Origin of the sequence: Caballeronia sp. GAWG1-1 (assembly GCF_023631465.1) — a bacterium.
Lineage (GTDB): Bacteria > Pseudomonadota > Gammaproteobacteria > Burkholderiales > Burkholderiaceae > Caballeronia.
This window is the reverse complement of record NZ_JALQDB010000014.1, coordinates 223,904-235,830: the sequence shown is the minus strand read 5'-3', so window position 1 is coordinate 235,830 and position 11,927 is coordinate 223,904. Positions and strand designations below refer to the sequence as shown.

General features: G+C 59.1%; 11 protein-coding genes and 1 tRNA gene. 8 read left to right on the top strand and 4 right to left on the bottom strand.

Annotated elements, in window-relative coordinates; genetic code table 11:
- Positions 1-15: 15 nt before the first annotated feature.
- The 4 genes from pstB (at position 16) to phoR (ending at position 3,764) form a co-directional block, all read left to right on the top strand.
- The gene (pstB, locus tag NCT03_RS09745) at positions 16-891 is read left to right on the top strand and encodes a phosphate ABC transporter ATP-binding protein PstB (protein WP_370652025.1); all 876 of its coding nucleotides are present in this window, start codon (positions 16-18) and stop codon (positions 889-891) included.
- Between the two features lie 49 nt (positions 892-940).
- The gene (gene phoU / locus NCT03_RS09740) at positions 941-1,645 is read left to right on the top strand and encodes a phosphate signaling complex protein PhoU (protein WP_244825740.1); all 705 of its coding nucleotides are present in this window, start codon (positions 941-943) and stop codon (positions 1,643-1,645) included.
- Between the two features lie 33 nt (positions 1,646-1,678).
- Positions 1,679-2,380: a phosphate regulon transcriptional regulator PhoB gene (gene phoB / locus NCT03_RS09735; protein WP_244825738.1), complete on the top strand. Its 702-nt coding sequence runs from the start codon at positions 1,679-1,681 to the stop codon at positions 2,378-2,380.
- Positions 2,381-2,450: 70 nt separating this feature from the next.
- Positions 2,451-3,764 (top strand): phosphate regulon sensor histidine kinase PhoR, encoded by a 1,314-nt coding sequence (phoR, locus tag NCT03_RS09730; RefSeq protein ID WP_250492613.1) that lies wholly within the window; start codon positions 2,451-2,453, stop codon positions 3,762-3,764.
- A 1,628-nt stretch (positions 3,765-5,392) separates the two neighbouring features.
- Here phoR and ppk1 read toward each other — a convergent pair.
- On the bottom strand, positions 5,393-7,456 hold the full coding sequence (gene ppk1 / locus NCT03_RS09725) for a polyphosphate kinase 1 (protein WP_250492612.1): 2,064 nt from the start codon (positions 7,454-7,456) through the stop codon (positions 5,393-5,395).
- Between the two features lie 253 nt (positions 7,457-7,709).
- Between ppk1 and ppx the strand changes: the two genes are divergently transcribed.
- Positions 7,710-9,221, top strand: a complete 1,512-nt coding sequence (gene ppx / locus NCT03_RS09720; RefSeq protein WP_244825732.1) for an exopolyphosphatase — start codon at positions 7,710-7,712, stop codon at positions 9,219-9,221.
- Positions 9,222-9,239: 18 nt separating this feature from the next.
- Here the strand turns inward: ppx and NCT03_RS09715 are convergent, their stop codons facing one another.
- Both NCT03_RS09715 and NCT03_RS09710 read right to left on the bottom strand, forming a co-directional pair.
- Entirely contained in the window at positions 9,240-10,052 is an 813-nt protein-coding gene (locus NCT03_RS09715; protein ID WP_244825731.1) for a GNAT family N-acetyltransferase, read from the bottom strand.
- A gap of 139 nt (positions 10,053-10,191) precedes the next feature.
- Complete coding sequence (locus NCT03_RS09710; RefSeq protein WP_244825730.1) at positions 10,192-10,650, bottom strand: SixA phosphatase family protein; 459 nt, start codon at positions 10,648-10,650, stop codon at positions 10,192-10,194.
- 138 nt (positions 10,651-10,788) lie between these two features.
- Here NCT03_RS09710 and NCT03_RS09705 point away from each other — a divergent pair.
- The 3 genes from NCT03_RS09705 to NCT03_RS09695 all read left to right on the top strand — a co-directional run bounded on the left by NCT03_RS09705 (position 10,789) and on the right by NCT03_RS09695 (position 11,560).
- A tRNA-Pro gene (locus NCT03_RS09705) sits at positions 10,789-10,865 on the top strand.
- A gap of 82 nt (positions 10,866-10,947) precedes the next feature.
- On the top strand, positions 10,948-11,127 hold the full coding sequence (locus NCT03_RS09700; RefSeq protein WP_250492611.1) for a hypothetical protein: 180 nt from the start codon (positions 10,948-10,950) through the stop codon (positions 11,125-11,127).
- Positions 11,128-11,416: 289 nt separating this feature from the next.
- Positions 11,417-11,560, top strand: coding sequence for a hypothetical protein (locus tag NCT03_RS09695; protein WP_250465239.1), 144 nt, complete (start codon positions 11,417-11,419; stop codon positions 11,558-11,560).
- A gap of 38 nt (positions 11,561-11,598) precedes the next feature.
- Here the strand turns inward: NCT03_RS09695 and NCT03_RS09690 are convergent, their stop codons facing one another.
- Positions 11,599-11,919: a hypothetical protein gene (locus tag NCT03_RS09690; RefSeq protein ID WP_370652024.1), complete on the bottom strand. Its 321-nt coding sequence runs from the start codon at positions 11,917-11,919 to the stop codon at positions 11,599-11,601.
- Positions 11,920-11,927: the final 8 nt, after the last annotated feature.

Genomic DNA, 11,927 nt, shown 5'->3' with positions numbered 1-11,927 from the left:
AGGCGGAGTGATTCCATGAACATGGTCGAAAGTGGTGTCAACCACCTTGATTCGAAAGCGGATGCAGCACCCGTCGAGCGTGGTCCCGTTCCTGGCAGCGTGCGTCCGAAGCACGGCTCGCAAGCCGCCGATTCGATCAAGCCGAAGATCGAAGTGAAGAACCTCAACTTCTTCTACAACAAGTATCACGCGCTGAAGAATATCAACCTGCGCATTCCCGAGAAGAAGGTGACGGCGTTCATCGGACCTTCGGGCTGCGGCAAGTCCACGCTCCTGCGCACCTTTAACAAAATGTACGCGCTTTATCCCGAGCAGCGCGGCGAAGGCGAGATTCTGATGGACGGCGTCAACCTGCTCGACACGACGCGCGACATCTCGCTTTTACGCGCGCGCGTGGGCATGGTGTTCCAGAAGCCCACGCCGTTTCCCATGTCGATCTACGACAACATCGCGTTCGGCGTGAAGATGTTCGAACAACTGTCGCGCTCGGAGATGGATGACCGCGTCGAATGGGCGCTGACCAAGGCCGCGCTCTGGAACGAAGTGAAGGACAAGCTGCAGCAAAGCGGCTACGGATTGTCGGGCGGCCAGCAGCAGCGCCTTTGCATTGCGCGCGGCATCGCCATTCGTCCGGAAGTGCTGTTGCTCGACGAGCCCTGCTCGGCGCTCGACCCGATTTCCACGGGCCGTATCGAGGAACTGATCGCGGAACTGAAAAGTGACTATACGGTTGTGATCGTCACGCACAACATGCAGCAGGCAGCCCGTTGCTCGGACTACACTGCATACATGTACCTTGGCGAGCTGATCGAATTCGGCGATACGGAGAAGATCTTCATCAAGCCCACGCGCAAGGAAACGGAAGACTACATCACGGGCCGTTTCGGCTGATCCGGCCAGATCAGGCGAACTGAAACATAAAAGGACTTAAGGAGCACATATGTCCGATAAACATCTGTCGAGCCAGTTCGACGCCGATCTCAACGCGGTGTCGTCGAAAGTGCTGCAAATGGGCGGTCTCGTGGAGTCGCAGATCATCGCGGCCATGCAGGCACTCAACGAATTCGACATGGCGATCGCCGATCAGGTGATTGCCGCCGAAGTGCGTCTGAACACGATGGAAGTCGAGATCGACGAAGAGTGCAGCAACATCATCGCGCGCCGCCAGCCGGCCGCGCGCGACCTGCGTCTGCTCATGGCGATCTCGAAGACCATCACGAACCTCGAACGCGCCGGCGACGAAGCTGAAAAGATCGCGAAGCGCGTGAAACGCATCAACGAAGACGGCGCGGGCCGCGCGGTGAATATCGCGGAGATCAAGCTCTCGGGCGAGATGGCCGTGTCCATTCTGCGCCGCGCGCTCGACGCGTTCGCGCGTCTGGACACCGTGGCCGCCGCGCAGATCGTGCGCGACGACAAAGCCATCGACGACGAATTCCGCGCCTTCGTGCGCAAGCTCGTCACCTACATGATGGAAGACCCGCGCACCATTTCCGCCGGCCTCGACTATCTGTTCATTGCGAAGGCGGTGGAGCGTATCGGCGATCACGCGAAGAACATCGCCGAGTTCATCATCTACATCGTGAAGGGTACGGACGTGCGGCATATCTCGCGCGACCAGCTCGAACGCGAAGCGCTCAGTTAATCTTCTCTCAAAGCAAAAGGTCAAGAGGTGCCGATGCCCAGCAGTATCCTCGTCATCGAAGACGAACCCGCGATCTCCGAACTGATCTCGGTGAATTTGCAACACGCGGGACATTGCCCGATTCGCGCGTATAACGCTGAGCAGGCGCAAAACCTGATCAGCGACGTGCTGCCCGATCTCGTGCTGCTCGACTGGATGCTGCCCGGCAAGTCCGGCATTGCGTTCGCGCGCGACTTGCGCAACAACGAGCGCACGAAGCATATTCCGATCATTATGCTGACCGCGCGCGGCGACGAGCAGGACAAGGTTCTCGGGCTCGAGATCGGCGCGGACGACTACGTCACCAAGCCGTTTTCGCCGAAAGAACTGATGGCGCGCATCAAGGCGGTGTTGCGCCGGCGTGCCCCGCAGCTGACGGAAGATGTGGTTGCCATCAATGGTTTGCGGCTCGATCCGGCGACGCATCGCGTGGCGGCGAGCCATTCCGGCAACGACATCAAGCTCGATCTCGGCCCGACCGAATTCCGCTTGCTGCATTTTTTCATGACGCATCCGGAGCGCGTGCATAGCCGCACGCAGTTGCTGGATCAGGTGTGGGGCGATCACGTATTCGTCGAAGAGCGCACGGTCGATGTCCACATCAAGCGCCTGCGCGCCGCGCTCAAGCCCGCGGGCTGCGATGCTATGATCGAAACGGTGCGCGGCAGCGGATATCGGCTCGCGAAGAGCGCCTGATAAGCGTGCTCTAGTCTCTGCCGCATGTTTATGACGAACCGCGCGTTCGTCGCTTGGACTCGCCGACAACATGAATATCATCTGGACGCGGTCAGTCGTGTCCCTCGTACTGCTCGCCGCGCTGTGTGCGGCGATCGGCGCGTTTGCCGGCGTGCGCGTGGCGCTGGCTGTCGCCGTCGTCATGCTGGTTCTGCAGGGCTTTTTCGCCACCTATCACACGCAGCGTCTCTGGCGTCTGCTCGAAGCGCCGGTGTATGGCGAAGTGCCTAGCGCGCTCGGCATCTGGGGCGAAATCTATTACCGCTTGCACAAGCTGGCGAAGCGCTGGCATGCGCAAGTGCGGCAGGTCGAGCAACAGCATTCGCGCTTCATTCAGGCGATCCAGGCTTCGCCCAATGGCGTGGCGATGCTCGACGATCACGATCAGATCGAGTGGTGCAACGCTATCGCCGAGAAGCATTTCGGGCTCGATGCCAAACGCGATCTGCGCCAGCACATCACGCATCTCGTGCGGCACCCGGACTTCATTCGCTATCTGAACTCGCATCATTACGAGGAAATGCTCGTAATGCGCGGAATGGGCGTGAACCGGCAGCACACGGTATCGGTGCAGGTATTTCCTTATGGCGATCATCGCAAGCTGATACTCACGCAGGACATCACCGAACTCGAGCGTACCGATTCGATGCGACGCGATTTCGTCGCCAATGTCTCGCATGAATTGAAGACGCCGCTGACGGTGTTATCGGGCTTTCTTGAGACCATGCGTGAGTTGCCGCTCAGCGAGGCGGACCGCATGCGTTATCTGGACATGATGGAACAGCAGGCTTCGCGCATGCAGAATATCGTGCGTGATCTTTTGGTGCTTGCGAATCTGGAAGGCGATGTGCGTCCGCCTGGCGACGAGTTGCTGGATATGCGCGCGGTGATGCGGCATCTCGAAGACGACGCGGTGAATCTTTCTGGCGAGCGTCACCGGATTGCCTTTCATATCGATGATTCGTTGACTATCGCAGGCGCGGAGACCGAGGTCGTCAGTGCGCTGGGGAATCTCGTTACCAATGCGGTGCGTTATACGCCGGATGGCGGGGCGATTGAAGTCTCTTGGCAACGTGTGGCGGATCGGGCGGTTTTCACGGTGCGTGATAGCGGGTATGGGATTCCCGCAGAGCATATTCCGCGGCTTACCGAGCGGTTTTATCGCGTGGATCGGAGTCGGTCGCGGGATACGGGTGGCACCGGGCTCGGGCTTGCTATCGTCAAGCATGTGCTGCAGCGGCATCATGCGGAGCTCGATGTCAAAAGTGAAGTCGGGAAGGGGAGTACGTTTGTTGTTCGGTTTCCTTCTTCAAGGACTGCTTTGAGGAAGTCTTTGGCGGCTTAGGGGTTTTTGTTTAGCTTCCTGGGAAGTTGAGCCGTTGTCGCGCGGTTTGTTTCAGTAGCCGCCTGCCCGGCGGAGGGGTAACTTTCTTTGCTGCTGCAAAGAAAGTCACCAAAGAAAGCAGCTTAGGGACCGGCTTCTGAAGCACAACTGGTTCCCCGCTATTTACCACAAGCCCTTTGGGCACTTCCCATTGCTAACGTTCGTCGTAGGTCAATTTCCAGGCGCACGCTTCTCTTTTAGGCTGCTTCGAGGAAGCCTTTGGCCGCTTAGAGATCTTTGTTTAGCGCTTGCTAGGAAGTTGTACCGTTGTCTCGCGTTTCGTTTCAGTAGCCGCCTGCCCGGCGGAGGGGTAACTTTCTTTGCTGCTGCAAAGAAAGTCACCAAAGAAAGCAGCTTAGGAACCGGCTTCTGAAGCACAACTGGTTCCCCGCTATTTACCACAAGCCCTTTGGGCACTTCCCATTGCTAACGTTCGTCGTAGGTCAATTTCCAGGCGCACGCTTCTCTTTTAGGCTGCTTCGAGGAAGCCTTTGGCCGCTTAGAGATCTTTGTTTAGCGCTTGCTAGGAAGTTGTACCGTTGTCTCGCGTTTCGTTTCAGTAGCCGCCTGCCCGGCGGAGGGGTAACTTTCTTTGCTGCTGCAAAGAAAGTCACCAAAGAAAGCAGCTTAGGAACCGGCTTTTGAAGCACAACTGGTTCCTCGCTATTTACCACAAGCCCTTTGGGCACTCCCCGTCGCTCACGCTCGTGGTAAATCGTTAGCACGCGCAAGCGAATAGAGCCATCACGCCGCCTAACGAAAAAGCGCATGCGTGTTCTACATGTGCCAGGAGTAGAACACACATACGGTGGCCGACCAAAACGCAAAATAAATTACGACGCCCTAATGGTTAACTTTGCACCTACACCCTAAGAAAAGAACAACGAGACAAAGGTCTTCCTTAACGCTGTCTAGTGACAAGTCTGTGCTTAACGTAGATTTACCGCCGGCATTAGCGAGAGGGTGTGCTCAAGGGGTTTGTGGTAAATAGCGGGGAACCAGTTGTGCTTCAGAAGGCGGTTCTACAGCTGCTTTCTTTGGTGACTTTCTTTGCAGCAGCAAAGAAAGTTACCCCTCCGCCGGGGAGGCGGCTACTGAAACAAACCGCGAGACAACGGCTCAAATTCCCAGAAGGCGCCGGTGCTAGATAAAGCATTCACCACGAGCATGAGCAATGAGAAGTGCCCAAAGGGCTTGTGGTGAATAGCGAGGAACCAGTTGTGTTTCAGAAGCCGGTTTCCAAGCTGCTTTCTTTGGTGACTTTCTTTGCAGCCGCAAAGAAAGTTACCCCTCCGCCGGGGAGGCGGCTACTGAAACAAACCGCGAGACAACGGCTCAAGTTCCCAGAAGGCCCCGGTGCTAGATAATTCACCACGAGCATGAGCAATGAGAAGTGCCCAAAGGGCTTGTGGTAAATAGCGAGGAACCAGTTGTGCTTCAGAAGCCGGTTCCAAAGCTGCTTTCTTTGGTGACTTTCTTTGCAGCCGCAAAGAAAGTTACCCCCCCTCCGCCGGGGAGGCGGCTACTGAAACAAACCGCGAGACAACGGCTCAATCTCCCAGGAAAAAACCGACCACAAAACCAACACCCTAAGAACAAAACTTAGCCAGCAACCCCAACTGCGCATTGCGAATAGACTTCCCCGACCGCCGCTTACGATAATGCCCATCGCTCTGCATGACCCAGGCAGACTGATTATCCCCAAGACAGACGGATAACCCTTCAGCGATCACCCGACGCTTAAGCCGCCGATCGCGAATCGGAAACGCCACCTCGACGCGTCGAAAGAAGTTCCGATCCATCCAGTCCGCCGACGAAAGATACACATCCTCTTGCCCGTTCGCATAAAAATAGAAGATGCGATGATGTTCGAGGAAGCGCCCGACAATAGACCGAACGGTAATATTCTCCGAAAGATCCTCCACACCAGGCTTGAGCGAACAAACCCCACGCACGATCAAATCGATTTTCACGCCCGCATGCGATGCCTCGTACAAGGCAACAATCACGGTAGGCTCGAGCAACGCATTCATCTTTGCGACGATCCGCGCCCGCCGGCCCGCGCGCGCATGCTCCGCCTCGGCGCGAATCGCATCGATCAATTTCGCGTGCAAGGTAAAAGGCGATTGCCACAAAAGATGCAGCGGAATCTCTCCGCCAATTCCAGTCAGCTGCTGAAAGACATGATGCACGTCCTCGCACATCTGCTGATCGGCGGTCATGAGACCGAAGTCGGTATAAAGACGCGCCGTGCGCGGATGATAATTTCCCGTGCCTAAATGCGCGTAACGCTTGAGCACCATCTTGCCGCCCTGCGACACGCGCCGCACGATCAACATCATCTTCGCGTGACACTTGTGGCCAACCACGCCATACACCACATGCGCGCCCACCGCTTCGAGTTGCGACGCCCAGTTGATGTTCGTCTCTTCATCGAAACGCGCCAGCAACTCGACCACTACCGTCACTTCCTTGCCATTGCGCGCGGCCTGCATGAGCGCATCCATCAAGGGCGAATCGGTGCCGGTCCGGTAGATGGTCTGCTTGATCGCCATCACCTGCGGATCTTTCGCCGCCTGCAACAGCAGTTCGAGCACCGGCTGAAAACTCTCGTAAGGATGATGCAGCAGGATATCGCCCTGATCGATCGCATCGAAGAGATTGGTCGTGTTGGCGATCGACTTCGGCACCGAAGGAATGTGCGGCACGAACTTGAGGTCCGGCCTGTCCACCATTTCAGGCAGTTGCATGAGCCGCACGAGATTCACCGGCCCGTTCACGCGATAACAATCGCGCTCGCTCAACTGGCTTTCGTCGAGCAGACGCCGCACGAGATGCGGTGGCGTCTCCGCCGATACTTCGAGCCGCACCGCATTGCCCAGATGCCGCGCGGGCAACTCACCCTGCAAGGCGACGCGCAGATTCGTGATCTCGTCTTCATCGACGAAAAGTTCGCTATTGCGCGTGATGCGAAACTGGTTGCAATTGCGCACGATGAGATGCGGAAACAGCTCGCTCACGAAGTGCTGCATGAACGTGCTCAGCAGCACGAAGCCATGCGGATAACCCGACAGCGCCTCGGGCATGCGCACGAGCCGCGGCAGCGCGCGCGGCGCCTGCACGATGCCCATCATGGCCTGACGGCCGAAAGCATCCGTGCCTTCCAGTTCGACGACGAAGTTCAGGCTCTTGTTCAGCACGCGTGGAAACGGATGCGCCGGGTCGAGGCCGATCGGCGTCAGCACCGGCAGCAGTTCGTTCAGGAAATATTCGCGCGCCCAGGCGTTTTGCTGCTCGCTCCAGCTTTCCGCGCCATGAAAATAGATGCCTTCCATTTCGAGCGCGGGCAAGACGATTTCATGCAGCATCACGTATTGCTGATGCACGAGGCGCTGCGCGCGTTCCGAGACGAGATCGTAGACATGCTGCAGCGACATGCCGTCCGGCGAGAGCGAGCCGGGGTTGTCGCGCATCTGCTCCTGCAGCCCGGCCATGCGGACTTCGAAGAATTCGTCAAGATTGCTGCTCGTGATGCAGATGAAGCGCAGGCGTTCCAACAAGGGAACCGAGATATCGGCGGCCTGCGCCAGAACTCGCTCGTTGAAACCTAGAATGCCCAGTTCGCGGTTGAAGAGCGGATAGCGTATGGACATCGGCTGGGAGAATGGTGTCTCGATCGGAAGGGCAAGGGAACGTTCGGATAGTCTCACAGTAAGATGGCTTTATTGTGACAGAACGATTGTCACAAATTCTACTCACATTGTGGTTAGCGTCGCTAGCGCAGGGCGCGTGATTACCGCGGTCGAGCGTGATTCACCAATTGACATCGGCGCATAAGTAGTCGACGTAGAATAGAATCCTGCGCTGCAGCAAAGCGCGCCTCCTCCCACGATCCCTGGACATCCGATGGTCACTCATCCTCATCTTCTTGCTGCGGTCGACCTCGGATCGAACAGTTTCCGGCTGATCGTGGGGCGGGTGGAAGAAACGCCCGCAGGCAGCCAGATTTACCAGGTCGATGCCTTGCGCGAGGCCGTGCGCCTTGGCGCGGGCCTATCGAAGGACAAAATGCTCGACCGTGCGTCGCAGTTGCGCGGGCTCGAAGCGTTGAAGCGCTTCGGCGAACGCTTGCGCGACTTTCATCCGGATCAGGTGCGCGCGGTGGCCACCAACACGCTCAGGGTGGCGAAGAACGCGCACGAATTCATCGGCGAGGCGGAAAGCGCGCTGGGTTTTCCGATCGAAGTGATCGCCGGTAGGGAAGAAGCACGGCTCATCTACGCGGGCGCCGCGCATTCGGTGCCGGCGAGCGCGGGCAAGCGCCTCGTGGTGGATATCGGCGGCGGCTCGACGGAGTTCATCATTGGCTCGCATTACACGCCGATTCATATGGAGAGTCTGTATATCGGCTGCGTGAGCCACAGCCGCACGTTCTTTCCGGCCGGCAACGTCGACGAATACACCATGCGCCAGGCCGAACTCGCGGCCAAGCGCGAAATCCAGATCATCTCGCGCGAATACAAGCAGACCGGCTGGGATCAGGCCATTGGTTCTTCAGGCACGGCGCGCGCGCTCGCGGAACTCGTCGAAGCGAACGATTTCAACGACCCTGGCATCACGCACGGCATTTCGCGCGGCGGGCTGGAGCGTCTGAAGCGCGCGGTCATCAAGGCGGAGAACGTCAATCGGCTGAAGCTCGTCGCGCTCAAGCCGGACCGCATTCCAGTGCTCGCGGGCGGCCTTTCGATCATGCTCGGCGTGTTCGAGGAACTGGGTATCGATTATGTGGATACCACCGACGGCGCCTTGCGTCTCGGCGTGCTCTACGACCTGCTCGGGCGTTCGCAGCATCAGGACATGCGCACCGTCACCGTGGAAGGCTTCAAGCGCCGTTATGGCGTCGATGCCGCGCAGGCCGAACGCATCGGCTCGCTCGCGATCAGCTTCTACGATCAGCTCGGCGAACCCGATGCGGAACGTCGCGAGGAAGAACGCATGTTCCTCGCGTGGGCTTCGTCGCTTCACGAGATCGGCTTGTCGATTGCGCATAGCGCGTATCACAAGCATTCAGCGTATATCGCGAGCAACGCGGACATGCCGGGCTTTTCGCGCACGGACCAGGCGCGGCTCGCGACGCTCGTGCTGGGTCACGCGGGCAAGCTCGGCAAGCTCGCGCAAGCGCGCGATGTCGACTGGACATTGCTGTTTTGCCTGCGTCTTGCCGTATTGCTGTCGCGCCGGCGCGCGGATGTCGGGCTGCCCGGCATCGAGGTGAAGAGCGCGGCGGGAGGCTTCGAAGTGCGGCTGTCCAACGAGTGGGTCGCGAGCAATCCGCTCACGGACTACAGCCTCGTTCAGGAAGCCATGGAGTGGGAAAAGATCGGGCGCCCGTATCGCGTGGTCTATACCGGCGATTGACGAACGCCGCGCCTTGAATCAACCGATGAAGTGCCGCGCATAACGCGCGTTGATATCCGACAGGCGGAAGAGGGTAAGAAAGTCCGCCGTGTTGAAATCCGGGTCCCACGCAGGCGCGCCGCATATCTTCGCGCCCAGACGCAGATAACCCTTCACGAGCGGCGGCGGGCTCACTTCCACGCCCGTGCGCAATTCCTCCACCGGCAGCGGCGTATGCGGGAACGCGTGATATTCGGGGGCGGCGAGGGCATCGGCGGCGAGCGAGGTGTAAAGGTTCGCCGCGTAGTGCCCGCCGTCGACCATGCCGACGCTCGCGCAGCCAAGCATCGTTTCGTAGCCGTTGTGCTTCATGTAGGCCGCGAGCCCGCCCCATAGCGACATGATCACCGCGCCGTTGCGGTAGTCGGGATGCACGCACGAGCGGCCCACCTCGACGAGCTTCGGCCGCAGATGCGCAAGCCGCGACACATCGAACTCGCCTTCCGCATACAGCCGCCCAATCCGCGCGGCCTCATGCGGCGGCAGCACGCGATACGTGCCGACCACTTTCAACGTATCGAGATCGCGCACGAGCAGATGATCGCAGTAGGCGTCGAAGACATCGACGTCAAGGCCCGCAGGCCCCGAGAGGTGCGCGCCCATCTCCTCGGAGAACACGCGGTAACGCAGCCGCTGGGCTTCACGCACGGCGTCGCCGGAACGCGCCCACGACACTTGCAGCCGATGCTGGCCGGTGATGGTTTCCGCGGTACGCGGAAGCTGGCGGCGCGAATCGAGCGAGAGCGACGATGACGCTCCGGTTGGCAGGAAGGGCGTCGGCATATCGAGCATTGGCGTTCCTCGGCAGGACGAAAGCTTGAGGGTTTCGGTCCTCGCCAATGTAGTAACGCGCAATGACGCTCGCATGGCATCGCAGTGACGTTTCGATGAAACGACATTCTGTTGAACCTGCGATTACACGGCCTTTCGGCTAGAGCAGATCGGGGTTCGTCACCGCGCGCAGAACGACCTGGCCGTCGCCGTGACGCGAGCGCGACTGGAACCACCAGACGCCTGATTTCTTGATCGACCAGTCCGCTTCGTCGCCGGTCATGAGCCACGCGGCAACGTGTCCGAGCGTAGGCTGATGGCCCACGACGACCACCGTTTCCGCGATGCCATCGGGCCAGCCGGCGGCATCGAGCACGTCTTGTGCACGTCGGCCGGGCGCGAGTTGATCGATCACGCGATACTGATCGCCGAAGGCTTCGACGGTCTGAATGGTGCGCGTGGCCGGGCTTGCGATGAAGACCGCATCGTCGTCGATACGCGCCTTCAGCCACTTTGCGGTGCCTTGCGCCTGCTTGCGTCCGCGCGAGGTGAGTTGACGCGCGAGATCGCTTGCGGCCTGATCTTCGGCTTCGGCGTGACGCCAGAGAATGAGGTTCATCGTTGTCTCCGCGAATTCGAAATGGCAAGAGCTTGCATGACCGGGCGGCGGCCGTCACTCGCTAAAGTGGCAACATTCGTTCCCTCTGCCGGAAGTGTTTGCGGCGTCGCGGCAAGCAAGCTATAATCTGCGGCTTGTCGGAGCGTAGCGCAGCCTGGTAGCGCATCTGATTTGGGATCAGAGGGTCGAAGGTTCGAATCCTTTCGCTCCGACCACCATACACGAAGGGGTTACAAGTCACGGCTTGTAACCCCTTTGTCTTTATGACGTCGGGTTTGACGTCTTCTTGGGGACTTCATGCTGCGTAACTTCGTGTCCGTTCTAGGTGCCGCCACGCTTGCACTCATGCTGGCTGCATGCACCGAACCCGCCAATCAAAAGCATCCGCCGCAAGACCCGCCCGACTATAAGGGCGTACCGACCGACGACACCCCGCCGTCGATGCTCATCGCGCCGACGTCGGCCGATCCAAAGTGAAAGAAGGCGAAGCGCCGACGCATGAGCGCCGGCGCTTCTAACCCGCGCGGACTGTTCGCGCAGAGAGAAGCGCGGGCTGCAGACATTTTATGGAGGCTTGGCCTCGGCAACTGTGTGCGCTTGTTTCCGAGCGTAACGGCGTGCAAGTTTCAATACGCCGGCGCCACACGTTTGCGCGGTAGGAACGACGCGTCGGTCATCCATACTGACCTTAACTTCTAACTGACATTTAAGCGAAACATTTGCCGCAAGGTTAATATCCGACGACTTAGTGCATTCTGGTTTCGCCATGAATCTGCTGTCGGTTTTCGCTATCGTTGCTCCGCTCGCGCTTGCATTCCTCTTTGCGTTTGCCGCGCGTATCGATCCATTGTCCGGCCGCTGGCGCAGGAAAACGCCAAAGCGCGATCGGACCAAGCCCGCGAGCGCGTGATGTTCCCTTGAGCGCTCATGCAGGCACGCATGCAAGCGTCACTGCTTGCAGCGGATCACCATCGAACGATTCTTGATGTTCGCGCCGAAGATACCCGCGACCGTGCCGCCGGAAGTCGCGCCGTTGTCATTGTCCTTCGACACCACGTCGTATCCATATGCACCGCACACTTCGCCCGCTTGCTTGTAGCAGGCCGCCCAGCTCGTGCTCGCATCGCCGCCGCTGCAGTTGATGGCGAAGCCCGTGTCGCCGGATGGCAAGTAGGTCATGGTCGGGCCGTGGGCGCATCCGCCGAGCGCGCCGGTAAGCGCGAGAGCGGCAACGACTGCGCCCGGGTGGATTCTCTTCATCGAAATCATCGATCTTC

Excerpts from the sequence above, each read along its gene's own strand:
- ppx (WP_244825732.1), top strand. The coding sequence starts at position 7,710 with ATGGTCACTCATCCTCATCTTCTTGCTGCGGTCGACCTCGGATCGAAC.
- pstB (WP_370652025.1), top strand. The coding sequence starts at position 16 with ATGAACATGGTCGAAAGTGGTGTCAACCACCTTGATTCGAAAGCGGAT.
- NCT03_RS09710 (WP_244825730.1), bottom strand. The coding sequence starts at position 10,650 with ATGAACCTCATTCTCTGGCGTCACGCCGAAGCCGAAGATCAGGCCGCA.
- NCT03_RS09700 (WP_250492611.1), top strand. The coding sequence starts at position 10,948 with ATGCTGCGTAACTTCGTGTCCGTTCTAGGTGCCGCCACGCTTGCACTC.
- NCT03_RS09695 (WP_250465239.1), top strand. The coding sequence starts at position 11,417 with ATGAATCTGCTGTCGGTTTTCGCTATCGTTGCTCCGCTCGCGCTTGCA.
- ppk1 (WP_250492612.1), bottom strand. The coding sequence starts at position 7,456 with ATGTCCATACGCTATCCGCTCTTCAACCGCGAACTGGGCATTCTAGGT.
- phoB (WP_244825738.1), top strand. The coding sequence starts at position 1,679 with ATGCCCAGCAGTATCCTCGTCATCGAAGACGAACCCGCGATCTCCGAA.
- phoU (WP_244825740.1), top strand. The coding sequence starts at position 941 with ATGTCCGATAAACATCTGTCGAGCCAGTTCGACGCCGATCTCAACGCG.
- NCT03_RS09715 (WP_244825731.1), bottom strand. The coding sequence starts at position 10,052 with ATGCTCGATATGCCGACGCCCTTCCTGCCAACCGGAGCGTCATCGTCG.
- phoR (WP_250492613.1), top strand. The coding sequence starts at position 2,451 with ATGAATATCATCTGGACGCGGTCAGTCGTGTCCCTCGTACTGCTCGCC.
- NCT03_RS09690 (WP_370652024.1), bottom strand. The coding sequence starts at position 11,919 with ATGATTTCGATGAAGAGAATCCACCCGGGCGCAGTCGTTGCCGCTCTC.